Consider the following 25,247-nt stretch of genomic DNA (forward strand, 5'->3'; position numbering starts at 1 on the left):
TAAGCGCTTTATTACGAGGGGAAAGGTCGTGTAAATGATGAAAATAAGAAAGATAAGCTTGCTGTTGAGCGTTATGATCCTTATATCGTTAGTGTCCAGCTGGATGCCAATCGCTAGACAGCTAGGCATCCAGACGGCAGAAGCAGCCGCATCGCTGGCAACCAAATCGGGAAATACGTGGATGCTTGAAAACGATGTGCTCCGGGCCGTAATCTCTTTTTCAAACGGCAGTATCCAAATGACCAGCTTCTACAACAAAGAAGCGGGCAAAGAATATTTGACGGGGAGCGGGGGAAATTATTTATTCTACTATAACTATGGAGGCAGCGATCTCTATGCCAATGACGGCGGATGGACGTTAGGTACCAGTACGATTACGGACATCTCCAAGTTTGGGACAACGTGGGGCAAATTAGTGCAGATTCCAATCACGCGAAGTACGCCGCAGAACCTCACGGTAACTCTGAAATTTGAAATCTACAACGATCGTGCCGGCCTCAAATACGCCAACTTTATCAAAAACAACTCATCTTCGGAAAAAACCATTACAAATTCGGATATCATTGCCCTCAACTTTCCGAATGATCCTCATACCATCCACTATGCCCCTAATATGACGTGGTACAGTACAACAGGCCCACTTGCGCCGAATGAAGGACGCAATGCCGTCGTCAATTACAATACGGGGGACGGCTGGGTCATACAACCGGAGATGAACTGGAAAACCGAAGGAGCTCCCAACCGTCTTCCTTTTGCGAATGTGAATGTGTGGAGCGGCATTTCCAACGTTAAAGTATCCACGAATGCCGAGGCGTTGCAGTTGGTTCTGTTTCCGGGCGAAGAATTTGAGTACATTTCTGTGGATATGACCGTTTTCAAAGGGGATGTTCTGGACGGGAAGATGGCGATGGAAGAGCATTTCCGTAAAAGATATAAATATCATGATGTCACGTCCGTGGCTACGACGAATGATTGGGATTGGCTTGGCAAACGAACGGATGCCTATTACCGGAATACAGTAATTCCGAAAGCGGTGCAGTCAGGCATGGATATGATCATGCTGGATGATTTATGGAATACGACAAGAGATACGATAACGCCGGTAAGCAGTTTTACAACGAACCTCCCATCCTTGACGGATTATATCGTGTCGCAAGGGATGCGATTCGGACTTTGGTTCAGCATGACAGGCGACAACCACAATCTGGGCAGAGATTTGGCCGATCCGGCCAATATCGAATTCAAGAGGAGCCAAGTGGAAGATTTCATGATTCCGCAGTACCATCTGTCTCATCAGATGGTTGATTTAACGGAATTTTGGCCCAATCCCTCTGCGACCTCAACTTCGCATCCAAGCGACAGCGTGTACCGGAAGAACGTACTCGTCCGAAACTACTTGAACGATCTTGTCTCCCGGCACCCTGATTTTCTCGGCAAACTGACCAGTGAAGTGGATCTATACCCGACACAGGGGGATCGGAACATCGGCTTGCTCCATATTGCTGACAACGGCTTTGTCTCTTCCAAAGGCGACGTCGACGATAAAATGAAAATCGCGATGTACAGCTTCGGTTACTTACCTATGAATTCCGTGTATTATGGGGGTTCTCCGACAGGCAAGATGGAAGATTACTACTCCTTGATGCTGGCAAGGGTAATTAAGTTCAATACCGATCCCGCTACGTGGAGCGCGTCAGGCATGGATTTGCTGAAGAAGTTCAATGATTGGCGAAAAAATCCGCGGATCAAAGCGCTGACTGATCAAACGACGAGGCCGATTTATGCAGGTCCGAACTTCGATACATCCGGTCCTTTTGCTTGGATGTATATGCCCGACGATAAAAGCAAGGCACTCGTGATTGTGACAGCAGCGGGAGAAACAGGAGTCGCGAACGATTTGACCCTAAATATGCGATGGCTGGACAGCAGTAAAACCTATCTCGTTGAAGACATTACGATGGATGACAATGGCACCTCCACTTACAACTACAAGGGAAGATTTACTGGGGCTCAGCTCAAGTCGCCGGGGCTTAGCGTGAATTTAGCTGAGAACACCTCCAGAGGCAAAGCCTTATGGATTCAGGAGGACAACGGAGCCGGTATGCAAGTCCTGTATGCGGACGACAAAATTACGTCGTACACGCAAAGCCCTGGTTCGTCGAACCTGACCGTTAACGTCACCGGAGCTGCGAATACCACGGGCAAGATCATTGTGTATGACAGGACGGCACACAAAACCGTGACCAGCAGTGTGACGATTGGCGCGAATGGAACAGGCAGCGCGACGATTGAATCTGGTACCAAATACGAAGCGGAAAGCTTGACGACTGCAGTTTCAAGTGGAGACAGCTACGCGCTGGGGAACGATTCGGCCGCCAGCGGCGGATCGTTAAGTTATGGCGGATTTGATTCGGTAGGCGATTGGTTGCAGTATACACTCAATGTCCCGTCAGCGGGTGCCTACAATGTGAAAGTACAGGTTAAAAAGCATCCAAGCCGCGGGAGCGCCCAGCTCTACATCGACGGAATCGCTCAGAGCACACCGATCGACGAATACGCCAGCACCCAAGGGTATGTGGAATTAGATTTGGGAACGGTCACCTTTAACTCTGCCGGGAACAAAGTGTTTCAATTCAAGATCACAGGTAAGAATTCCGCAAGTACCGGTTACGGACTCGCGACCGATTACGTACGGCTGACGTACCAATCGCCCGATGTCATTTTACCGCCTGCGGTTCCAGAGCCCGTTAAATACGAAGCGGAGAGCCTGACCACAACCGTTTCCGCAGGCGGTTCTTTAACAATAGGCTCCGACTCTGCAGCAAGCAATAAGGCCCTGGCTTACTCTGGCGCAACCGCTGTTGGCGACTGGGTGCAGTTCGCGGTCAACGTACCGGCATCTGGAACCTATAACGTCAACGTGCAGGTTAAAAAGCACCCCAGCCGAGGAACGGCTCAATTATACATCGATGGAGCTGCACAAGGTGTGCCGATTGATGAATATCAGAGCACGCAAGGTTATGCTGCCGTCGATTTGGGCAATGTCACGTTCAGTTCGCCGGGGAACAAGCAGTTTAAATTCCAAGTGACGGGTAAGAATGCGAGCAGCAATGCCTACACGCTGGCGACAGACTATATCTCGTTGACCAAGCAGCCGCTTCAATACGAGGTTGAAAGTCTCAGCACGTCAGTTTCAGCCGGAGATTCGTTTACACTAGCCAACGATGCTTCTGCCAGCGGGGGCGCACTTAGCTTCGCAGGTTTTAATGGCGTGGGCGATTGGGTTCAGTATGCAATCCCCGTTCCGGACGCAGGGACGTATTCCGTAAGTGCAAGGGTCAAGAAGCATCCTGACAGAGGAACAGCCCAGCTTTATATAGACGGTCTTGTTCAAGGCAATCCTTTAGAACTTGCCCAAAGCGTGCAAGGCTATGAGGTAGTGGGACTGGGAGAGGTGACATTCAGTTCATCGGGCACCAAGCAGTTCAAGTTTCAGATTACAGGAAAAGATCCGAGCAGCAGCGCCTATACGTTGGCATTCGACACGTTGGAATTGACGAGAGTGAACTGATTACCTTGAAAGCGGCGGACGTTCAGCCTGCTGCCGATACCTGAGGGGCGTCATCCCCGTCAACTGACGGAAGACGCGGCCGAACTGCACGAGGGAGCCGAAGCCGGCAAGCTCGGAGATTTCAATGACTTTGAGCTTGGTGCAGACGAGCAGCCGCTGCGCCTCCTGTACGCGTACGAGGTTCATGTACTCCACGAAGGAGAAGCCCGTGACTTCCTTGAACATCCGACTCAAGTAGGCCGGCGAGATGTCGAACTGCTCGGCCAGCTCCTCCAGCCGCAGCGGGCTGTCAAAGTGCATGTTGATATGTCGCACGATGGTTGAAATTTTGCGGTGAAGCGGGGAGACATGCTCAGGCGAGGCAACGGGCTGCGTCTGCACGAAGCGGGCGGTAAACAGTAGCAGCTCGCTCAAGTAATGACGGATGGCAAAAGCCTGCCCGAGCATCCCGTCTTTCGCTTCATGCAGCAGCTTATCCAAAATGCCTTCCACGGCCCGGCGTGCAGGCAAATCCAGCCGCAGCACCGGCGAGGCGTGGGTGAAGGCTTGCAGCAAAAACGGCGCTTCATTTGCAGCAGGCGCGATCAAGCTTTCCGCAAAGTTAATGACGACGCGCGCGTGGCCCAATTTTTCCGAATCGGAGGTTGCGTGAAGGTCCCGCTGGTTAATAAGGACGAGATCACCGGGCAAAATGAGATAAGAGCGATCGCGGATAAAATACATCCTTTCTCCTTCGTATAAATAATACAACTCATACATATCGTGCATATGCTGGGTTCGCTCGAATGAACCGGTGCGATGGATGTGCTGGATATACAACGGCCCTTCATTTTCATTTCCGTACGTAATGGTGCGCGACATGGCAGCATGCTCCTCCGCAAGAGATTGATCTTCTCATCCTAGCATATGAGAGTGCAAAATATGAATAGTTTTGCGCGAATATAGGAGGATATGATGAGAAAACTATCTTTGTTTGCGATATGATAAGCCTATACATGAATAAAGTAGACGCTTACAACCCTTGAGGAGGAAATAAAAATGCTGCAACTTATTGAAGCTATTCGTTCTGGAAATATCGCCGATTTCAAAGGCGAGGGCTTGAAAGTCTACCCGGCTTCCCTGACAACTGCAGGGGGCACTACGATTGCAATTGTACGTACAACGGAAGGGAAAAAGCTGATCGCGGTCGGCGAAGGTGAGCTGTTCGACCAGCTCCAAGGCGAAGAAGCGGCTGCCGGTGCCAAAGTGGCTCCGTTGTCCCACGCGAACCGCTTGACGCTGAATCGCTTCCTGCCGTACACAGCGCCGCAAGCGTTCGGCACAAAAGTTGCGACGATGGGTCTTGGCGACCGTCTGGGCATTGCCAGCCCTGGCCATATCCAAACGCTTCGCGGCAAAGACATCCGTCCGGTGCTGGCGCAGCAAAGTATTCGTGAGCTGGCCCTGACAGGCCGCACGTATGAAGACGTGCTGGATGCAGCGGCTTACGCCGTGCTGCAAGAAGGCTACAAAGACGGTTACGGCGCTGACGGCGACCACTTGAAAAAAGAAGCGGACATCGAGTACGCGCTGCGCCTCGGCTTTACGATGCTGACGCTCGATTGCTCCGAGTACATCGACAATACAATCGATCCGCTTAGCGAAGCGGAAGTGGATGCCAAGTACGCAGCGCTGCCTGCAGAGCTGCGCAGCCATTATGAAACGCGCTATCTGGCGTCCGCGCCGAACGTGCCTGGCGCATCGCTGAACTACACCGCGCTCGCGCTGAAAAAAGACGTGCTGATCTACGACGCAGCGATCAACTTCATGGAAGCGATCTACCGTCGCTACATCGAGAGCTTGGACCGCGAAGTCGATTTCGAAATCTCCATCGACGAAACAGCGACGCCGACTTCACCTGAGGCGCACTACCTCGTGGCGAACGAGCTGCAAGCGCGCGGCGTCCGCATTTTCTCGATGGCGCCTCGTTTCTGCGGCGAATTCCAAAAAGGCATCGACTACATCGGCGACATCGCGCAGTTTGAGCGTGAATTGGCGAGCCATGCGGCGATTGCGGTTCATTTTGGCTATAAGCTCAGCATTCACTCCGGCAGCGACAAGTTCAGCGTGTTCCCGCTGATCGGTCAATATACGAACGGTCTGTTCCACATCAAAACAGCCGGCACGAACTGGCTTGAAGCGGTACGCGTCGTAACGAAAGTGAACCCTGATCTGTACCGCCGCATGCACCAATATGCGTTGGATCATTTTGAAGAAGCGACGGCGTACTACCACGTCACAACCGATCTGAGCGTAATCGCTCCGCTTGGCGAAGTGTCGGACGCACAGCTTCCGGAATACATGAACGAGAACAATGCGCGTCAATTACTGCACATTACGTACGGTTTGCTGCTGCAAGCGAAAAATGCAGACGGCAGCCTGACATTCGCAGACGAGTTCTTCCAAACGTTGGCAGAGCAAGAAGACGTGTTCGCTGCAGGCTTGCGCTCGCACATCGGCCGCCACTTGGAGCTGCTGGGCAAGTAAGGCATACGAAGACAACGACAAAGACGCTTCCAATCCGTCAGGGGTGGGAGCGTCTTTTATCATAACGTCATCTAGCTACACATCTTCTGACTGCAGCGTATCGTCTTCGCCCGGATACCCGCGCGGGATGTCTTTGTGCAGCTCTTGATTTTCGTAAGAGTAAGCGGTCGTCCAGTGCTGCTCTTCCCGCCACGGCGTGCTTTTGCCGAGCGTTTCATAGGCCATGCTCGTACCATAGGGGCCTTCCGGAAACTCCTCGGGAATCAAGTTGTTCCGCTGCGATTCAACGGATTTCAAGTCGGTGTAAGGCAGACGGTCTTCCGAAATATAACCTGGCAGATCGGGGAGATGGGTGCGTTTGTCTTTTCGCATGGCTAAGCCTCCTTCATGGTTAAGGTCTTAGTCCAGTTTCCCCCGCGGCAGCCTTAAATATCCGTAAAATGGATCGAGCCGATGACTTCGGATAAAAATTCAGTCAGTTCTTGCGCTTGCTCTTCGTTCAGTTTGAAGGCGTACTCCAGGTATCCTTCTTCCGCCAGATCGTCCGGGCCAATGACGGCGCTGCGGCCGGATTGCAGGTCGATGACCATCTTTTTGCCGTAATAACGGGTGGTAGTCATAATGGCCAAATCGAAGCGGTGCAGGGCTTTGCCGACAAAGCAGACAAACCGGGTCGTCGTTTCTTCTTTGTGATCATATAAAAAGTCAAATTCACTCATTGATAAGTCCTCCAAAATTCCTAGTATGAGACCATTATACCCGATGTCGGCCCGTCTACAAAACAGCTATTGCGCCCATCTTACAAACATGGTATGATTTGGATATTGGAAAAAGGGAAGCACCTTTTCTGCCGAGAGGCGGGAGAGGTGCTTTTTCGTTTTTCTACGCTAAATTCATGGTTTGGGAGGTCGTCGTATGAATATTGTATTTTTGAACACGTTGGAGCGGGGGACAGACAAGCAGGAGGCTTGTAATGCGCAAGTTTCGATTGGAGAGGAGCAGGGCGTATGGAGCGTGCATTGGCAAGATACGGACGCCGCGACGGAGGAAGAGCCTGTTCTCTGGTATCAGGGCATTAGTTGGGATGAGATGCTGCATGTGTTCCGGCAGGGCTTGCGGGAGAAAATGAAAGACGGCTATCGACCGCTTGTTCAGACAGAGGTGGAGCTGTCGCAGGGCATGTCGAACAAGGCGCGGACGTCGCAAATGCTCAGTTATTATTGCGAAGAGCATCCGAATGAGGAGGTTTTTGAGGCGCTGCGCACATGGCGGCGGGAGCAAGCGGTGAAGGAGAAGAAGGCGCCGTATATTTTGGCGACGAATCGCGTGCTGCGCATGATTTCTGTCTTTTTGCCGCAGACGAAGGAGGAATTGCTGCAAATTCCCGGCTTTGGCGAACAGAAGGCGGCCATCTACGCCCAAGATATTCTGCAAATTACGATGCCCGCAGTTCGCATGCATGAGTTCCCGCTGGACTGGGTAGTGAGCGTTGTAGATTTGGTGAAGTTTGAGGGCTGGCTGCTCGCGCAAAAAGAGCAAAAGCTGCGCATGGAGCTGGACCGCGAGGTCAGCAAGCGCAAGGTGCTGGAAGTCGTCTCCGGCGGCGGAACGCTCGCCGATTTGCAGGTAAGTCTTGACATGCCGCGCAGAGAACTGCTGCTGTGGGTCGAGGAGCTGGATAAAGAGGGCTACGATATGGAGCCTCTTGTTGAAGCGGAGCTGGCTTCGATTCCGGAAGAGGAGCAGATCAAAGCGTGGCAGGCCTTTGAAACGGGCGGCGACCGCTATCTGAAGCCGGTGCTGCAGCGGCTGACAGGGGAAGCAGAGCTGAAGGGCAAGGAGCTGGATCGCGCGTATGAATGGCTGCGACTGCTGCGCATCCGTTTCCGCCGCGAGAAGCTGTCGGCGCAGGCGGCGAGTTAGTCGAGCTGCATCGATTGAGGTCAAACCGTCGACGGGCGGCAAAAAAGGCTCCCTGCGACAGCCCGTCAGGCTGCGGCAAGAAGCCTCTGTAAAGGAACGAGGGTGTCATAGCCACTCTTTTTTGCGGAATAGAATGTACATGGCGATACCGAGGAAGCCCATAAAGGCGAGGACGAATTCATCGCCGTGCGCGACATGCAGGCCGAGAATGTTATCGAAGTTCATTCCGAATACGCCTGTGATGAAGGTCAGCGGCATGAAAATCGTCGTCAACGCGGTGAACACGCGCATGATTTCGTTCGCTCGGTTAGCAACGCTGGACTGATACGCTTCTCGTAAGTTCCCCATGAGGTCGCGCAGCGTGTCAAACGTATCAACGATTTTGACGGCATTTTCATAAACGTCGCCGAAGTATTTTTGGAGCTGATGATCGATGAGCCGCAGTTCTTTTCGATTCAGCGTGCCGATCACGTCGCGTTGCGGGACCAGTACCTTCTTGAGCCACAAAATTTCGGAGCGAAGCCCGATAATTTCACTCAAGTGCGTTTTCTTGGTGGCGACAAGAATGTCTTCCTCCAGCTTCTCGATCTTTGCTTCGATTCGGTCGCCGACCGCCACGTAGTTGTCGACCACAAGGTCGACGAGGTGATATAAGAAGCGATCTGCGCTGTTGACCTCCTCTTCCCAGAGGAAAGGTTTCAGAGCGCGGAGCTCATTGATTTTTTGACGAGTAACCGTAATGATGAGATGTTTGCTTAAGAAAATATTAAGGCCGCGGAGAAAAATTTCTTCGTCGTCGAAACGAATGCTGTTTATTACAATAAAATAATGGGAATCGTAAAATTCAATTTTCGGACGCTGCTCTTCCTCGCTCAGACAATCCTCCACCGCCAAATCATGCAAATGGAACAAGGGCTGCAGCAGCTCCAAATCCTCAATGCCTGCGTCAATCCAATAAAAGCCGTGCTCCGGCGGAGATATGGCCGCAGTCACGTCTTCCACCAGCGTAAAAATACCGTTCTGAACCAACCGTGTTTTCATCTGTCCACCCCTTTGAAGCATGGAAGCAGCAGCCGGTTATGTTCATTCCGGGTCGTCAAAAGGCTCAGGATGAAGGAATAACCGACTGCGTTCCTACGCTATGAAATTGTTGAAAAGCGCTATAGGTGCAACTCCTCGGGTCTCCGTCCAACCGTAATGCCCTCCTTTTGTTTCGCATATCAGAAAGTGTATCCTCGAAGTGGCTCTATGCCATCAGTAAACGCTCCGTCCGAAAGGACGGCGAAGTCGTTTATCTTTGCGTGTCGAATACTTGTCTAGTATACCCGTTCATATATTGCGTTTCAAGCCAAAAAGCGCACGGGAACTTGACGAATTTATTGATGTGATAGCGTATGGAAAAATGGCTCCAATTGTGAAGAAAAAGCCGCCATGTCAGATGGCGGCGGCAATTATTTTTTGCTTGATTTCGTTGTACGTCTGGATGATCTCTTCATTCCCTCGACGCAGCAAATCTTCTTCGCTGTCCGCTCCGAAGATCCGGTACAGCTGCTCGGCAGCTTTTTCGGCTTGCGCCAGGGTCGGTTTTTCTGTTTCAATTAGAGTGAAGTAACGGTGCAAGGAAGCAAAGGCGGAGAATTGATCGGTTGTTTGAGCAGGCATGTCAATGACCTCGTTTCTTTACAAAAATTTTGTAAGAAGGGATTTTATCCTGTTCTCCTTTATGTCCCCCAAAACGGGACGATTGAAACCTAAAACTTGATACGATATGTATCAATTATAACTCAGATGCTCCCAATTTTGCAATTTTAGCGGGAAATTTTGGCCAAGCAAGACGGTCTTGACAATGATCTGATTTATAGTATGATGAGATTAACTGAATACGTTTCATTTTCTTATCAAGAGTAGGTGGAGGGACTAGCCCTATGACACCCGGCAACCGACAATCCTTTATCAGAAGGACTGCACGGTGCTAATTCTTGCGGATATGCTGCTACAGCACGTCTGGGAGATAAGAGAAGGACATTGATACTGATTTTTCATGGCCTTTCTCTGATTCCAGAGAAGGTCATTTTTGCATTTCATACGAATTTGAAACGGCTCAATCAGAATGAATGAGAAGGAGTGAACAGGATGCCGATTAAGATTCCTGACAACTTGCCAGCCAAAGAAATACTAAACCAAGAGAACATTTTCACCATGGACGAATCTGTCGCGTACCACCAAGATATTCGCCCGCTTCGCATCGCATTGTTGAACCTGATGCCGACCAAAGAAACGACGGAAACGCAGCTGCTTCGCCTGATCGGCAATACACCGCTGCAGGTGGAATTCGTTCTGCTGCATCCGAAGACCCATACATCGAAGAATACGTCTGCCGAGCATCTTGAAATGTTCTACAAAACATTTGACGATATTAAGGAAGATAAGCTCGACGGCATGATCATCACCGGCGCGCCGGTAGAACAGATGGATTTTGAGGACGTGAACTACTGGCAGGAGCTTACGCAGATTTTGGAGTGGAGCAAGGAAAATGTGACCTCTACACTGCATATTTGCTGGGCCGCGCAAGCTGGGCTCTACCATCATTTCGGCGTGAGAAAGTATGGGCTTGAGGAGAAAATGTTCGGCGTTTTCCCGCACACGGTTGCTGTGCCGAATACGAAGCTGCTCCGCGGCTTTGACGAAGTGTTCAACGTGCCGCAATCCCGCCATACCGACGTCCGCCGCGAAGATATTGTACGATGTCCGGAGCTCGAGATTTTATCCGAATCCGAGGAATCCGGCGTGTATATCGCTGCGACGAAGGATGGCAAGCAAATTTTTGTCACAGGCCACTCCGAGTACGACGCTTGTTCCCTCAAATGGGAATATGACCGGGACGTCTCGAAAGGCTTGCCGATTGCGATTCCGAGAAACTATTATCCGAACAACGATCCGAGCAGATTGCCTTATAATACATGGCGTGCACATGCGAACTTGCTGTTCTCCAACTGGCTGAACTATTATGTGTATCAAGAAACGCCTTATGAATTGACTGCGAATATTAATGAAAGCTTGGCAAGTGCACAGCTATAAAGAGCAACTAATCGAACTTAAATTCTTAGGAGGAATTCCCGTTGAAAATCGAAAGTCGTCTCGCCCAAATTGGCTCGATCCAAGAACCTGTGACAGGAGCGGTCAGCTTCCCCGTCTATCAAGCGACAGCGTTCCGTCACCCGAAGCTTGGTCAAAGCACTGGATTTGACTATGCCCGCACGAAAAGCCCGACGCGTAAAGTGCTTGAAGACGCCATTGCGCAGCTGGAGTCCGGCGATGCCGGCTTTGCCTGCTCGTCAGGCATGGCTGCGCTGCAAACGATTTTCGCTTATTTCAGCCAGGGGGATCACCTCATCGTTTCCTTAGACCTCTACGGTGGTACGTATCGTCTACTGGAGCGCATCATGGCTCGCTTTGGCGTAACGGCGACGTATGTCGATACGAACGATCTGGACGCTTTGGAAGGCGCTTATCAGCCGAACACCAAGGGGCTTGTCATTGAAACGCCGACGAATCCGCTGATGATGATCACGGATCTGGAGCTTGTCTGTACATGGGCCCGCAAAAAAGGGATCGTCTCCATCGTCGACAATACGCTGCTGACGCCATATCTCCAGCGTCCGATCGAGCTAGGCGCGGACATTGTTATTCACAGCGCGACGAAATATCTCGGCGGGCACAATGACGTGCTGGCCGGGCTGATCGTGACCAAGGGCAAAGAGCTTTCCGAGCAGATGGCTATTCTGCACAACTCCATTGGCGCGGTTCTCGGGCCGCAAGACAGCTGGCTGCTCATGAGAGGGATGAAAACCCTCGCGCTTCGCATGGAGCGCCACGAATACAACGCGACGGCGATTGCAAAGTTCCTGCTGACGCATCCGCTGATCGATGAAGTGTTCTATCCGGCGCTGGAGACGCATCCGGGCTACGAGGTTCAAAATAAACAATCGAGCGGCAACACGGGGATTTTCTCCTTCAAAGTGAAGGATGCTCGTCTGGTCGAGCCGATCCTTCGCCACATTCAACTGATCGCATTCGCTGAAAGCCTTGGCGGCGTGGAGTCCTTGATGACCTACCCGGCTGTGCAGACGCATGCGGACATTCCGCTTGAGATTCGCGAGAAGGTTGGGGTTGACGACCGTTTGCTGCGTTTCTCTGTCGGCATCGAGCATGCGGACGATCTGATCGCCGATCTGTCCCGCGCGCTGGAAGCCGCGCAAGCTGAATTGGAAGGAGCTTCACAAGCATGAGCCATCAGGGAGAAAACAAAAAATTCGCGACGAAATTGATCCATTTCGGCGCTGAAATTGATAAAGCGACCGGCGCCTCTTCAGTGCCTCTCTACCAGGCGTCGACGTTCCACCAAGAGGACGTCGATGCGAATCAGCCGTACGATTACACGCGTTCCGGCAATCCGACTCGCCAAGCGCTGGAGGATTATATCGCGCTGCTCGAAGGTGGCACGCGCGGCTTCGCATTCGCCTCCGGCATGGCGGCGATATCGTCCGCGCTGATGCTGTTGTCGCAGGGCGACCATGTCGTCTGCACGGAAGACGTATACGGCGGTACATACCGTCTGCTGACGACGATCATGAACCGGATGGGCGTCGAGTCCACGTTCGTTGACATGACGGATCTGGCGCAAGTGCGCGCGGCGCTGCGTTCGAACACGAAGGCGATTTTCCTCGAGACGCCGTCGAACCCGACTTTGAAAATCACGGACATCGCCGCGATTGTGGCAATTGCGAAAGAGCACGATGTGCTGACGATGCTCGACAACACGTTCATGACGCCGTATCACCAGCGTCCCATTGAGCTTGGCGTCGACATCGTGCTGCACAGCGCGACGAAGTTCCTTGGCGGCCATAGCGACGTGTTGGCCGGGCTGGCTGTCGTCGCGAACGACAGTCTCGGCCGTCGCATGAAGATGATCCAGAACGGCATGGGCAACGTGCTGGGCATTCAGGATTCCTGGCTGCTGATGCGCGGCATGAAGACGTTGAAAGCGCGGATGGAGGGCTCGGAGACGAGTGCCCGCCGTTTGGCGCAGTGGCTGTCCGAGCAGGCGGACGTCGAAGCCGTGTATTACCCGGGCCTCCCAAGCCATCCGGGCCGTGAGATCCACGAGAAGCAGTCCACCGGCTACGGCGCGGTCGTCTCTTTTGACGTTGGCTCCGGCGAGCGGGCGAAGCAGCTCATGAGCCGCGTGCACATTCCGCTCGTCGCGGTGAGCCTTGGCGCGGTCGAGAGCATTTTGTCGTATCCGGCGATGATGTCGCATGCGTCGATGCCGCGGGAAGTAAGGCTGCAGCGCGGCATTACGGACGGTTTGGTGCGGTACTCGGTCGGTCTCGAGGACATCGAGGACATTATTGCGGATCTGGAGCAGGCTTTACGCGGATAGTTGGTAGTTAGTGGAAAAAGCAGCGATGAGCTGCTTTTTTTACATTTGGGTAGTTTTCCTTGTAGACGTGACCGCGCTTAGGAGTGGTAAACCACGCTTATTGCCGCGGTTCGCGGCATCGCGTGAAAATAAGAGCGGTAAACCGCTGCTATGCGTGCAAATATTGCGGAATTGAGGCCTCCTTTCACCTAATAGAAGTGGTTTAGTACGCTTATTTTCGGATGAACACCGAATTAATATGAAATAGAAGTGGTCTGCCCCCACTATTTCTTGCGGCTCATCCGCGGCATGGCCTGGCGAGCCACGGAACAGCCAAGCCGTTTAACCTTGAGCATTTCTATGGTACAATGAATAAATATGAGCGAAAAAGAGAAAGCGAAGGAGTTGAGCTGCTGTGAAACCGATTGATCGTATTTTAACGAAGGCACAAGCAGGCGGACGTATTGATGTGGAAGAATGTATTACCCTCTTTGAGTCCGATCAAATAGAGAAAATTGGCGACACCGCCAACCAGATTATGAAAAAGTGGCATCCGGATCCAATCACGACGTTCGTTATCGGACGGAATATCAACTACACGAACATTTGCGACGTGTACTGCCGTTTCTGCGCGTTTTACCGTGCGCCTGGCTCGGAAGAAGGCTATGTGCTGCCGGATGAGACGATTTTCCAGAAAATTCAAGAAACGTTGGATGTAGACGGCACCGAAATTCTCATGCAAGGCGGGACGAATCCGAACCTTCCTTTCAGCTATTATACAAACATTTTGCGTGAGATTAAAAAACGCTTCAACATTACGATGCACTCCTTCTCTCCTGCTGAGATCATGAAAATGAAAGACGTCTCCGAAGGACTTTCACTTGAAGAAGTCGTTCGCCAGCTGCATGAAGCGGGACTCGACTCGCTGCCTGGCGGCGGCGCGGAAATTCTTGACGACCGGACACGCCGCAAGATCAGCCGTCTCAAAGGCTCGTGGCGCGACTGGATGAACGTCATGCAAACCGCGCATAAGATCGGCATGCATACCACGGGCACGATGGTTATCGGATTCGGCGAATCGCTCGAAGAGCGCGCGCTTCACATGCTGCGCATCCGCGACGCGCAGGACGATGTGCTTCTGCAGCAACTGAACACGCCGGGCTTCCTGGCGTTCATCCCGTGGACGTTCCAGCCGGACAACACCAACATGAAGGCCGAGAAAGTGAAGCCGGAAGAGTATCTCAAGACGCTGGCCATCTCGCGCATCATGCTCGACAACGTCCCGAACTTCCAGTCCTCCTGGGTGACGATGGGCCCTGAGATCGGCAAACTGACGCTCAGCTACGGCTGCAACGACTTCGGCTCGACGATGATCGAGGAGAACGTAGTCTCCGCGGCGGGCACCACCCACAAAGTCAACATCGGCTCCACGCTGGACATCATCCGCCAGGCAGGCAAAATCCCAGCTCAGCGGAATACGAAGTACGAGATTCTGCGTGTGTTCGACGATGAGAACGCGAAGGTTGATAAGGATTTTGTGATGCAGAATTAGGGGCATGACAGGGGAATTATGGAGAGAATAGGGTAAAAACTTCATAACTAAATTTGCGTGTATGAACGACACAAAATAGTGTTTTCACCATGTGAATTGTGTGCGTAGACTACAACGCTTATCTAATATCTAATCCTTTGGAGGGATGGTATGGATAAGCGTTTTTTGGCGTCTGGCAGGGATATACGGGAAGAATAAACTTGAAATTTCCGGATATTAACGATCAGATGGTGTTTTGATAAACTCATTAAGATTCTACTAGAAATAACAATATTAACATCTATATTCCACGATTTTCTCGCTTTATAATTATCTTCCAAGGAGGTACTCTATTACCCCATTTGGTGAAATTGCTTCGTTGAAAACCGTAAGATTTTATCCGTTTATCCGTGGATTTTTGCTGTCTGGCTCGCGTCAGGCGGTGCTACAATACACGTATCGGCAAGTCCCTATGAGGCGGAAGAGCTTGAGCAGCTTCTCGCCTTCTTGTGATTCGGAGGTATTCCAGATGACGAAATGGCGTTCCCTTATTCGATATATCCGCCAAAAATTCAAGGTAAAGCTCATTATCAGCTTATCCGTTATTATTACGGTCTGTTCCGTTGTAATCGGGTATATCTCTTACCGGATCAATCTTCAATTATTTGAAGACGAGATCAGCAACCAATACCTGAAGACCAGCGAGCAGACGATGGAGCAGATCGGGTACAAAATTCAGGACATCTATCGGATAACGGACTTCATCTTTTTTCACCCTTATGTGGAGCAGCTTGTTCTTGACATGCAGGCGGAAGCCGGGGAGCATGAAAGCGCAGCATACCGCAATTATCAGTTGGAGCGGGTGTTGGCTAAGGTGCTCTTGCCCATTAAAAGCGAGACTCCCTATATCCGGGCAGTGTACATCACGGATGTGCGCGGCAACAATTTGTTCTATAGCCAATCGAATATGCTGGTTCCGCCTCAGTTCCCGGAGTTCTACAATCAGGTGGAAAAAGGAATACCGGGCTCCTCGGCAGAGATTGTCTGGCAGAGGCTGAAGCTCCAGGATGAGCTGGAACCATCGGGAGAAAAGAGCTATCTGGTTGCAGCCCGGAAATTGATGTCTACGAAACAGTACAGACAGTACGGTACGATTATTTTGATTATCGATGAAACGCTATTCGAGGAATCCCTCTATCCACTAATGTCAGCTCGGGCTACGGGAGTGCATCTGTATGACCAATACAACCGTCTGTTGTATAGCCTCGAGCCTAGGCAACCCACCGGCATGATGCCTGAGCTGGAGGAAGGAGCGGGAACCTTCATTCAAAGCAACAGCACAGCAGATTACTTGACTGTTACCAGCGTGTATGAACCTCGGGATTTCAAGCTGTTAAGCAGCGTCTCTCTGTCCGGGATCAAGGAGAAGGGACGCAATGTGTACAAGCTGGCGCTGGTCTCGGGTTTCATCAGCATCTTGTTGATGACAGCGAGCATTTCCTTTTTAAGCGGCAAAATGCTCAAGCCCTTGCTGGTCTTGGTGAAGGCTATGCACCGGGTTCGGGATGGCAACTTTCAGGTGGCCATTCCCAAGGCGTCCGCTGATGAGTTCGGCTTTCTGACGGACAGCTTCAATCGGATGATGTTTCATATCGATACATTGATACAGGAGGCGTATGTCAGCAAGCTCAGCGAGAAGGAAGCGGAGTTGAAAGCGCTGCAGGCACAGCTCAATCCCCATTTTTTGCATAATACGTTGAATACGATTTATTGGAAAATCATGCTGCTATACGATGATGAGGAAACGGCATCTCTTGTCACCAGCTTGTCGAATTTGCTGAAGTATTCGTTGGAGCCTGTTTCCACCCCCAGCACGTTGCAGGAGGAACTGGCCCAGATTCGCAATTACATTAATATCCAGGAGGCCCGCTACGGAAGCAATCTCCATGTCAGTATCACCATGGAGGAGGGGCTGGAGCAGGGGAGGATGCAGCGGCTTTTGCTGCAGCCGTTGGTGGAGAATGTGTTCGTTCACGCGTTCCGGGACATGTCCGGGGAAAAGCGGCTTTCCATCCGCGCCTTCAGGCAAGGAGAGGATAGGCTGCGGATTGATATCGAAGATAACGGCTGCGGCATGCCGACGGAGAATCTGCATGTGCTGCTGAGAAAGCGGCTTGCTGCGGCGGGCAGGAGACCCGAGGAACGAGAGAGTATCGGCATACACAATGTGATCAGACGAATTGATCTGGTCTATGGAGACGCTTATGGTCTTGAGATTCATCCTCTTCGAGAGGGAACGCAGGTAAGTCTTAAGCTGCCATTTATCGTGGAGGAGGAGAAAATGGATGAACCGGAGGATGCGGATTTTACTGGTGGAGGATGAGCCTATGTTCCGCAAGGGTCTGGCAAAGATGATCGCTGGTTTGAATACGGTCTGGGAAGTATGCGGGGAGGCGGAGAACGGCGAGGAAGCGGAGCAGTTCGTGGAACAATTGTGTCCGGATCTGGTCATTACGGATATTCGGATGCCCTTGATGGACGGTCTGGAGCTGCTGCAGCGGGTGAAGGCTGCCCATCCCGACATCGAGGTCATTGTGATTACCGGCTACCAGGATTTCCAGTATGCCCAATCTGCTTTGCGCTGCGGTGCACTGGATATTCTGGTGAAGCCCTGCAGCAAACAGGACATTTGCCTTGTGCTGGATAAAGCGGAAGCGGCGGCAGCCGTCAAGCGGCAGCAGCGGGGCATAGAGCAGTGGGAAGAAGCCCAGCGGTTGGACAATGCACTGCGGGAGCTGTTTTTGCGGCTGCCCTGCCGCCCGGACATTGAGGCAGTCCTGCAGCGCCGGATATACGGCACGAAATTGATCCTGCTCTATATCGCCGACTATTCTCCTACCCACAAGCAATATGTGAAGAAGGATATACCGCTCTTGCAATTTGCTGTGCTGAATATTGTCGGCGAGGTGATGAGGGAGGTTCAAGGAGATGCGGCGGGCTGCTTGCTGATCGTGGAGACAGGTTGTTTTGCCCTGTTTGTCAAGGATTTGGCAGCGGAACAGGAGCGGCAACTGCAGAGCGCCATTGCGGGGAGCCTGTGGAGCTTCCTTGGCCTGCGAACGGAGCTGCAGGAGGCGGTTGCCGTGACCGCTCTCGAACAGCTTCCGGATCTGTACGAGGAACGGCTTGGCGTTTGGCGGAGCGGAGCAGTGTTTGGCGGTATTCCCGCATCGTCGTTGTCCCGGGAGGAGGTCGAGCAATCCCTTCCCGACGAAGGCTCGAGCAGGATGAAGCAGCAGATGATCGCTGAGCAGTTGGCCGAACTGATTCGGGAAGGGAACCTAAAGGGATTGAAGGAATGCCTGGAGCAGTTAACCGAAGCTGTGTGCGCCTCCAACCCGGTGGTACGGAAGCTGGAGGCGCTGTCACTGGTTTTTGCCTTGCAGCAAACGGCCCGAAAACAGTTGGAGTCAGAATCTGACGCTGGGCTGTTGACAGCCCGGATAGAGCGTCTTCATAAATGCGGCAGCTTGGAAGAGCTGCGGTCGTGGCTGGCGGAGGCGATAGAACATTTACTGGAGGAACTGGCAGAGTGGCAGAACAAATATGGCGGGAGTTCTGTGGCTGCCGCTATCCGTTACATGGAGGAGCACTATGCGAGCAAGCAACTGGCACTGGCGGATGTGGCCGGCCAGGCCCACCTGAGCCCAGCTTATTTTAGTCATTTGTTAAAGAAGGAAACAGGTCGCAGCTTTGTTACCCTCCTGATCGAAATGCGGATGGAAAAGGCGAAGCAGCTTCTGGCCGGTACGAGCTTGAACGTGACAGAGGTGGCGAGCATTGTAGGGTATGATCTGCCTAATTATTTTGCCAAACTGTTCAAGCAACACAGCGGATTGACCCCCAAGGAATACCGGAAGCAACATCAGTCATAGACAGGCGGCATCCATCGAATAAGCTGGGAGGGGAACAAATTGAACAGACAGAAGGAGAAGCGACGTCGTTGCAGGCTGCTTTTAACCGGGCTTATGCTGCTGGCGTTAGGAACGACTGCCTGCGGAACAAGCGGCGGCGATCCATCAACTGCAAAGCCGAAGCCGCGGATCAAGGTTTCCGTCTACGACCGGGTGAATGTTCCGTCCAGTGAAGGTTCTATTGTTAGCAACAAGATCACTCGCTGGATCAATGAAGCAGGTCCTGTAAATGTAGAGTTCGTTCCCGTGCTGCGGACGCAATCCGAGCAGAAGCTGAATGGATTGTTCGCTGCAGGAGAAGCTCCTGACCTAATTATGGAGTATGCTCCGCAAATCAAGGATACGCTCATCGACCAAGGGCTGTTGCGGCCAATTGACGATATGATCGAACAGTACAGTACCACCTATAAGGAAAGATTGCAGCGTTATCCTATTCTGCGCAAAGCGGGGACTGGTGAGGATGGACGGCTGTACCAGTTTGGCCGGATCAACGAGACGGTGCCTATGCGGGCAGCGTTCATTCGTACGGACTGGCTGGAGCGGCTGCAGTTGGATATTCCGCAGACGACGGAGGAGCTGTTTCAAGTTGCCAAAGCATTCACTGAACAGGATCCGGATGGCAATGGCAAGCGGGATACATATGGCATCGCCTTGGCAGGCACTCCCGGCGTTGTGATCGACGAGATGTTCGGATTAATTTATCCGGATTACGTGGTTCGCGACGGGGAATTGGTGCATGGCTGGGACAATATTGAAGCGGTTACCGCTTTCAAGAAGCGGGTATATGATGAAGGGCTGGCGGATCGAGAATTCTGGAACGACAAGAATGGATATCGTGCCAGACAAGACTTTTTGCGTGGGCGGATCGGAATCTATATGGATCAATTCAATGTTCCGACCGCCTTCTATAACGACTTCTATATGCGCCTAAAAAGGAATGTCCCCGATGCCCGGCTTACGGTTATTCCTTATCCGGTTACGCCGGTAGGGCAGTTCAATCCGGTATTCGTTAACCCTGTGCAGATGACTGGCGTCGTCAATGCCGCGACCCGCAATCCGAAGGCAGTAATGCAGTACGTCGATTTCGCCGTTTCGGAGCTATTCATGAAGACGATGTATTTCGGTTTTGCCGGTATTCATCACACGGTGGCGCCTGACGGCTGCCCTAAACTGACAGGCATGGAGAAGTGGCGCAAGGAGTTTAATTACGGAGTCGGGGATTTCGGTATGCTGACCTCTCCCACCCTTGCCGGCCGCTGTTATTTCGGTACAGAAAAACTGGACGAGAAGGAACCACTGCAGCGTGAGGTTCAGCAGATGTTCGAGCTGAATTCCTCCTATGTGAACTTCTCTCTGGAGACAGCGGGTCCTACCCATGCGGAGCAAATGCCCAGACTGCCCCAGGACTTGCAGGGGATTCTAAACCAAATAACAGGCGTTGTCGGCACAGACGGGGACCTCTGGCTTAAGGCAATTTTGACTCCGAACTATTCTCCCGGGGAAGCCCGCAAGGAGGCTGAATCGCTGTGGGAGCAGGCCGGCGGGAAGAAAGTGGATGAATGGTACCGAAATTTCTATGCCCATGACAGGGATCAGGCGATTATGACGAAGGATATCTACCAGATATTCAGAGAGCAGCGCGCCGCCCAAGGAAAATGAAATGATAATCGAAAAATCGTATCTGTTTTCCGATGATTTCTGAATGTTTGTCCATTCCCCTGACGGTATACTGAAAATCAGAGGGGGGAGCAAAGTGATTGTGAAATCGGCAAGGACCAAAAATGCTTTACGTTATCTGGATAGGAAGAAATACCTTTATATCCTTCTTATTCCATGTGTTGTGTATTTTTTTATCTTTAATTATATTCCCATGTATGGAATTATTATTGCGTTCAAGGACTTCAACTTTTCCAAAGGGATTATCCACAGTCCTTGGGTTGGTTTGGAGCACTTCAGGTACATGTTCGGATTGAGTGATTTCTACCAGGTGTTCTGGAACTCGTTCTATCTGGGGCTGCTGCGGCTTGTATTCACCTTTCCTTTTCCGATCTTGCTGGCGCTTTTTCTCAACGAAATTCGCCAGGTGATGTATCAGCGTCTGACCCAAACCATCATATATTTACCTCACTTTATTTCCTGGGTAGTCATTGGCGGCATTCTGGTGAACTTCCTGTCCCCCAGTTGGGGAATTGTCAATATTTTTCTGAAACAATTGGGCATCGAACCGATCTTCTTCTTGGCTGATCCGGATTATTTCCGCCCTATTGTGGTGCTGAGCAGTATCTGGAAGGAAGCCGGTTGGGGCAGCATCATTTTCCTTGCCGCTATTACCGGCATTAACGCTGAATTGTACGAAGCCGCTAGTATAGACGGCGCCAGCCGGCTGCAACGCATCTGGTATGTGACGCTTCCCGGCATCAAGTCCACCATTATGGTGCTGTTCATTCTCCGCTTGGGACATATAATGGGCAACGGCTTCGAGCAAATATTCGTCTTGCAAAATCCGATGAATTTGAGCGTATCCGAAGTGTTCGAGACGTATTCGTACCGGGTCGGGTTGCTAGGCAGCCGCTTCTCCTTCGGAACGACAGTGGGGCTGTTCACTTCTGTTATTGGCATGATCTTCCTGATATTGGGCGACCGCCTGGCCAAACTGATGAAGGAGGATGGCATATGGTAAACAATGGTATAGGTGATCGCGTGTTCAGTGTGATTAATTATACATTTGTGACGCTGTTTTCCTTGGCCTGCCTGTTTCCCTTCCTCTATGTGGTTGCCTTATCGGTAACGCCTTATGCCGAGTACCTTGAGCATCCTTTGAGGATGATTCCGAGCCGCTTGGAGTTTGGCGCTTACAAGCAAATTCTGCAGATGCCGTTGATGTGGAGCGGCTATAAGGTCACAGTGTACATTACACTTGCAGGTGTGGCGCTGAACATCTTCTTGCTGGTGATTTCCGCTTACCCGCTGTCCAAGCCGGACTTGAAGGGTCGGAATGTCATTCTGGCGTTCATCGTGTTCACCATGTTCTTTAACGGCGGCCTCATCCCTAACTTCTATCTGATAAAAACGCTGGGCTTATACAATACACTCTGGAGCTTGATATTGCCTGGGGCATTGGGGGCGTATAACTTAATTCTGATGAAAAATTTCATCGGTTCCATTCCTGCCAGCCTAGAGGAATCCGCCTATATCGACGGCGCCAACGAGATTAAGGTGCTGTTCCGGATCATTATCCCGCTGTCCAAACCGGCCATTGCCACATTCGTTATTTTCCATGCAGTCGGTCAGTGGAACACGTTCTTCTCCGCAATTATCTATACCTCCAAACGCAGCTTGTGGCCGTTGATGCTCATTCTGCGGGACTTGGTGGTAGAGGACGGAGGGTTGGCCCGGGATATGATGGATAGCGGCAGTGTAACAGAATTTACCCTTAAGATGGCGATAATTGTATTTGCTACATTGCCTATTATTTTGGTTTACCCGTTCTTGCAAAGGTTTTTCATGAAAGGTTTGCTGGGTGGGTCCATCAAAGGATAAGCAGCTCAGCGTTGACTTGGTTATAACTGCGCAGGCAGCGGTTGTAATAGATAATCAGGATAAAGGGGAGATTTACGTTGACTAGATCAAACAGGCTTTCAGCAAGTGTACTGGCGTCCGCCTTGGTTTTGGCTGTAGTTACGACCGGATGTGGAAGCGATGACAAAAAAAGTGAAGGTGCAACCAATCCGGCTGCTTCCGCTGGATCAAGTCCGGCAGCCAAAGCGCCGGTCACAATCAAGATGTTCAACCGGGTGAACGCCGGGATTATCCTGGAGAATAACCCGGTAGTTGCCCAAGCGGAGAAGCTGGCCAATGTGAAGCTGTCCATCGAAGCGCCTCCGATTAACAATTACACGGATAAGCTGAAGGTCATGATGGCATCGGGTGAGCTGCCGGACCTGATCTACAACTGGGGCGGCGCCGACGCCAGCATGGAAACCTGGGCGCAGAACGGCTTACTGCTTCCTTTGGATGACAAGATTTCCAAGTATCCCAATTTGATGAAGAATATTACGAAAGAAATGTGGGATAGCGTCAAGTCTGTGAATGACGGCAAGATCTATATGATCCCCAAAACCAATATCGTCAACCATTGGGGCTATATGGTCAATCAGGTGTGGTTGGATAAGCTGGGGCTGAAGGCTCCGGAAACCCTGGATGAGCTGACTAATGTGCTGCGGGCGTTCACTAAGAACGATCCGGATGGCAATGGCAAGGCGGATACGTACGGGATAAGCCAGGTCGGTGTGTGGGCGCCCTCTAACTTCATTGCCAACGCCTTCGATCTGCCCCTGACAAATGGTGTGAAGGATACGGATGGAAACTACAAGATCAAGGAGAAGATGTCCGGGTATATCCCTTATCTGACCTACTTGAAGCAGTTGTATAGTGAGAAAATTATGGATCCTGAGTTTATTATTAATAAGTCTTATGTGGATTTGGAGAAGTTAAATCAGAGCAAGGTGGGAATCATTCCCTCCCATCAATATGGGGTCATGGCCGATCTGGGCCGGGACAAGGATGCGGACAAGAAGTTTACGTTTCAGGCCCCACTGAAAAACAGCAAGGGGGAAGCGAGGAGTCTAGTGACCGTTGCCACCTGGGGGGGCTGGATGATCAGCAAGAATAGCAAGAATGCGGATGAAGTGCTGCGTTTCCTGGACTGGGGGAATACGCCGGAAGCCAATGCGTTGTTTCAAATCGGGCTGAAGGATCTGACCTACGACAGCTATGATCCCTCAAGCAAAGCTCTTGTCCGCAGTACGGAGCAAACCACCAAGGTGAATTCACTAACCAGCACATACATGACATTGGCCAACGCGATCAACGGGGAGGGGGCCATTATCGAGAATGCCGATTCGCCCGAGAAGTTGGCCAAGTTCAAGGAGCAGTGGGCTACTGCTCAAAAGAAGATGACGACAGTGAATGTACCCGCTGTCCGTTCGCCCAAGTTGTTGAACCTCGGCAACACAATTCCCGATCTGATCAAGGAGAAGGATGAGCAAGAGCAGAAGTACATCACAGGTGAGATTACCGTGGAGCAATTGAAAAGCTTCATGGAGAAGAAATGGTACCCCGCCACAGCAGATGCGGAGAAGGAATATATCGAAGCTATGAACAAGTTGGGGAAATAGCAAACGATATAGGGGTCTGACCGACGAACAAGAGGAATAATATTCAGATGAATGTGGGGTGGGTACGGTTGACCTTGAAACAGCGCAGAGCGAATTTTGAAGTTCAGAAACGTATCTACGAAAGTGTTATACTGCGATTTCATGGTGCGGATGGCTTTGATGTGTACAATGTATCCATTCCGTTCACTAGGAACGGGAAACGCTATATGTTCGGGCGGTTGGAACGCCGGGAGGAGTGGGCTCGCTCTTGGGTTCGGCTGTTCGAGGAGACGGGACAGGATAAATGGACAGTCGTGGAAAATAGTATGATTTATACGCTTGAGGATCCTTATATCACGGAAATTGGCGATGAGTTGGTGCTGGGCGGGACACATGTGCAATACGATCGTGGATCATACAGCACGTTCTTCGGCTACTTTTTCCGGGGAACAAACCTCCATGATTTGTACTATTTCACGACTGGGCCGGACAAAATGAAGGACATTCGTCTTGTTCCCCTGGCGGATGGCAAGATTGGCGTTTTTTCTCGTCCGCGCAACAGCAATTTGAGAGTCAAGTATGGCAGTGAGTCCATGATCGGCTTCACCACCATCAACAGTTTGGATGAGCTGACCGCCGATGTGATTGCCAATGCCCCATATCTTTACGGCATTTTCGGGGAAGGCGAATGGGGAGGCGTCAATCAAGCGTATTTGCTGGATAGCGGCAAGATCGGTATTATTGGCCATATCTGTTATCTGGATCAGGATGAATGCGGAGGAACTCAAAGGGTATACCTGAACATGGCTTTTGTGTTCGATCCGGTCACTCGCGAGTCCGCGAATCTTCATCTCATCGGCAGCCGTTCCTGCTACCCGCCTGGGCCGGCCAAAAAGCCTTACTTGACAGATTGTGTCTTCGCCTCAGGCATTGTCATGCGGCCGGACGGGAAAGCCGATCTGTACAGCGGCATAGGCGACTGTCAGACAGGGCGCATAACCATTGATTATCCCTTCGCAGGTCACGGGTCATTATTGGCTAGAGCCTAGTACTCCGTGCTTTCATGTACGCATGAATTACATGCAAAAATCACAACGCTGATCTACGATCATCCCCTTCGGAGGGATGATACGTGGATAAGCGT

The 25,247-nt window shown here is 51.4% G+C and carries 19 protein-coding genes and 1 riboswitch; of the genes, 14 read left to right on the forward strand and 5 right to left on the reverse strand.

Going from position 1 to position 25,247, the window contains the following annotated elements; genetic code table 11:
• Window positions 1-34 precede the first annotated feature (34 nt).
• Complete coding sequence (locus tag ABE504_RS03135; protein ID WP_430084328.1) at window positions 35-3,571, forward strand: carbohydrate-binding protein; 3,537 nt, start codon at window positions 35-37, stop codon at window positions 3,569-3,571.
• On the opposite strand, the gene ABE504_RS03140 is transcribed toward ABE504_RS03135, so the two are convergent.
• Entirely contained in the window at window positions 3,572-4,432 is an 861-nt protein-coding gene (locus tag ABE504_RS03140; protein ID WP_430084330.1) for a helix-turn-helix domain-containing protein, read from the reverse strand.
• Window positions 4,433-4,609: 177 nt separating this feature from the next.
• On the opposite strand from ABE504_RS03140, the gene ABE504_RS03145 reads away from it, so the two are divergent.
• Window positions 4,610-6,097 carry a tagaturonate epimerase family protein gene (locus ABE504_RS03145; protein ID WP_430084333.1) on the forward strand — a complete coding sequence of 496 codons (1,488 nt, stop codon included), beginning with the start codon at window positions 4,610-4,612 and terminating at the stop codon, window positions 6,095-6,097.
• Between the two features lie 75 nt (window positions 6,098-6,172).
• On the opposite strand, the gene ABE504_RS03150 is transcribed toward ABE504_RS03145, so the two are convergent.
• Complete coding sequence (locus ABE504_RS03150; RefSeq protein ID WP_430084336.1) at window positions 6,173-6,469, reverse strand: hypothetical protein; 297 nt, start codon at window positions 6,467-6,469, stop codon at window positions 6,173-6,175.
• Window positions 6,470-6,522: 53 nt separating this feature from the next.
• Window positions 6,523-6,816, reverse strand: coding sequence for a DUF3055 domain-containing protein (locus tag ABE504_RS03155; RefSeq protein WP_430084339.1), 294 nt, complete (start codon window positions 6,814-6,816; stop codon window positions 6,523-6,525).
• Between the two features lie 196 nt (window positions 6,817-7,012).
• Between ABE504_RS03155 and ABE504_RS03160 the strand changes: the two genes are divergently transcribed.
• Entirely contained in the window at window positions 7,013-8,020 is a 1,008-nt protein-coding gene (locus tag ABE504_RS03160) for an HRDC domain-containing protein (RefSeq protein ID WP_430084342.1), read from the forward strand.
• Window positions 8,021-8,125: 105 nt separating this feature from the next.
• Here ABE504_RS03160 and corA read toward each other — a convergent pair whose 3' ends face one another.
• Entirely contained in the window at window positions 8,126-9,061 is a 936-nt protein-coding gene (gene corA, locus ABE504_RS03165) for a magnesium/cobalt transporter CorA (RefSeq protein WP_430084345.1), read from the reverse strand.
• Window positions 9,062-9,454: 393 nt separating this feature from the next.
• The gene (locus ABE504_RS03170; RefSeq protein WP_430084348.1) at window positions 9,455-9,682 is read right to left on the reverse strand and encodes a hypothetical protein; all 228 of its coding nucleotides are present in this window, start codon (window positions 9,680-9,682) and stop codon (window positions 9,455-9,457) included.
• A 230-nt stretch (window positions 9,683-9,912) separates the two neighbouring features.
• Window positions 9,913-10,038: riboswitch (SAM riboswitch) on the forward strand.
• A 115-nt stretch (window positions 10,039-10,153) separates the two neighbouring features.
• Between ABE504_RS03170 and metA the strand changes: the two genes are divergently transcribed.
• From metA to ABE504_RS03225, 11 genes are all read left to right on the forward strand, one after another.
• Window positions 10,154-11,098: a homoserine O-acetyltransferase MetA gene (metA, locus tag ABE504_RS03175; protein ID WP_430084351.1), complete on the forward strand. Its 945-nt coding sequence runs from the start codon at window positions 10,154-10,156 to the stop codon at window positions 11,096-11,098.
• Between the two features lie 41 nt (window positions 11,099-11,139).
• A complete protein-coding gene (locus tag ABE504_RS03180; RefSeq protein WP_126142226.1) occupies window positions 11,140-12,309 on the forward strand; it encodes an aminotransferase class I/II-fold pyridoxal phosphate-dependent enzyme in 1,170 nt (389 codons plus the stop codon).
• Window positions 12,306-13,463, forward strand: a complete 1,158-nt coding sequence (locus ABE504_RS03185; protein ID WP_430084354.1) for a trans-sulfuration enzyme family protein — start codon at window positions 12,306-12,308, stop codon at window positions 13,461-13,463. Before ABE504_RS03180 ends, ABE504_RS03185 begins: the two co-directional genes overlap by 4 nt.
• A gap of 394 nt (window positions 13,464-13,857) precedes the next feature.
• Window positions 13,858-14,994, forward strand: coding sequence for a cyclic dehypoxanthinyl futalosine synthase (mqnC, locus tag ABE504_RS03190; RefSeq protein ID WP_430084357.1), 1,137 nt, complete (start codon window positions 13,858-13,860; stop codon window positions 14,992-14,994).
• Window positions 14,995-15,502: 508 nt separating this feature from the next.
• Window positions 15,503-17,356 (forward strand): sensor histidine kinase, encoded by a 1,854-nt coding sequence (locus ABE504_RS03195; RefSeq protein WP_430084359.1) that lies wholly within the window; start codon window positions 15,503-15,505, stop codon window positions 17,354-17,356.
• On the forward strand, window positions 17,319-18,908 hold the full coding sequence (locus ABE504_RS03200; RefSeq protein ID WP_430084362.1) for a response regulator transcription factor: 1,590 nt from the start codon (window positions 17,319-17,321) through the stop codon (window positions 18,906-18,908). Before ABE504_RS03195 ends, ABE504_RS03200 begins: the two co-directional genes overlap by 38 nt.
• Window positions 18,909-18,947: 39 nt before the next feature.
• Window positions 18,948-20,606 (forward strand): extracellular solute-binding protein, encoded by a 1,659-nt coding sequence (locus ABE504_RS03205; RefSeq protein WP_430084365.1) that lies wholly within the window; start codon window positions 18,948-18,950, stop codon window positions 20,604-20,606.
• A 301-nt stretch (window positions 20,607-20,907) separates the two neighbouring features.
• Complete coding sequence (locus ABE504_RS03210; RefSeq protein ID WP_430084368.1) at window positions 20,908-21,627, forward strand: ABC transporter permease; 720 nt, start codon at window positions 20,908-20,910, stop codon at window positions 21,625-21,627.
• Window positions 21,621-22,487, forward strand: a complete 867-nt coding sequence (locus ABE504_RS03215) for a carbohydrate ABC transporter permease (RefSeq protein ID WP_430084371.1) — start codon at window positions 21,621-21,623, stop codon at window positions 22,485-22,487. Before ABE504_RS03210 ends, ABE504_RS03215 begins: the two co-directional genes overlap by 7 nt.
• 77 nt (window positions 22,488-22,564) lie before the next feature.
• The gene (locus ABE504_RS03220; protein WP_430084373.1) at window positions 22,565-24,124 is read left to right on the forward strand and encodes an extracellular solute-binding protein; all 1,560 of its coding nucleotides are present in this window, start codon (window positions 22,565-22,567) and stop codon (window positions 24,122-24,124) included.
• A 47-nt stretch (window positions 24,125-24,171) separates the two neighbouring features.
• Window positions 24,172-25,152, forward strand: a complete 981-nt coding sequence (locus ABE504_RS03225) for a DUF1861 family protein (protein WP_430084376.1) — start codon at window positions 24,172-24,174, stop codon at window positions 25,150-25,152.
• Window positions 25,153-25,247 lie beyond the last annotated feature (95 nt).

Origin of the sequence: Paenibacillus oryzisoli (assembly GCF_050467285.1) — a bacterium.
Taxonomy (GTDB): Bacteria; Bacillota; Bacilli; order Paenibacillales; family NBRC-103111; genus Paenibacillus_E; species Paenibacillus_E oryzisoli_A.

Coding starts and splice junctions, on each gene's coding strand:
- ABE504_RS03135 (WP_430084328.1), top strand. CDS start 35: ATGATGAAAATAAGAAAGATAAGCTTGCTGTTGAGCGTTATGATCCTT.
- ABE504_RS03140 (WP_430084330.1), bottom strand. CDS start 4,432: ATGTCGCGCACCATTACGTACGGAAATGAAAATGAAGGGCCGTTGTAT.
- ABE504_RS03145 (WP_430084333.1), top strand. CDS start 4,610: ATGCTGCAACTTATTGAAGCTATTCGTTCTGGAAATATCGCCGATTTC.
- ABE504_RS03150 (WP_430084336.1), bottom strand. CDS start 6,469: ATGCGAAAAGACAAACGCACCCATCTCCCCGATCTGCCAGGTTATATT.
- ABE504_RS03155 (WP_430084339.1), bottom strand. CDS start 6,816: ATGAGTGAATTTGACTTTTTATATGATCACAAAGAAGAAACGACGACC.
- ABE504_RS03160 (WP_430084342.1), top strand. CDS start 7,013: ATGAATATTGTATTTTTGAACACGTTGGAGCGGGGGACAGACAAGCAG.
- corA (WP_430084345.1), bottom strand. CDS start 9,061: ATGAAAACACGGTTGGTTCAGAACGGTATTTTTACGCTGGTGGAAGAC.
- ABE504_RS03170 (WP_430084348.1), bottom strand. CDS start 9,682: ATGCCTGCTCAAACAACCGATCAATTCTCCGCCTTTGCTTCCTTGCAC.
- metA (WP_430084351.1), top strand. CDS start 10,154: ATGCCGATTAAGATTCCTGACAACTTGCCAGCCAAAGAAATACTAAAC.
- ABE504_RS03185 (WP_430084354.1), top strand. CDS start 12,306: ATGAGCCATCAGGGAGAAAACAAAAAATTCGCGACGAAATTGATCCAT.
- ABE504_RS03195 (WP_430084359.1), top strand. CDS start 15,503: ATGACGAAATGGCGTTCCCTTATTCGATATATCCGCCAAAAATTCAAG.
- ABE504_RS03200 (WP_430084362.1), top strand. CDS start 17,319: ATGAACCGGAGGATGCGGATTTTACTGGTGGAGGATGAGCCTATGTTC.
- ABE504_RS03210 (WP_430084368.1), top strand. CDS start 20,908: ATGTTCGGATTGAGTGATTTCTACCAGGTGTTCTGGAACTCGTTCTAT.
- ABE504_RS03215 (WP_430084371.1), top strand. CDS start 21,621: ATGGTAAACAATGGTATAGGTGATCGCGTGTTCAGTGTGATTAATTAT.
- ABE504_RS03225 (WP_430084376.1), top strand. CDS start 24,172: ATGAATGTGGGGTGGGTACGGTTGACCTTGAAACAGCGCAGAGCGAAT.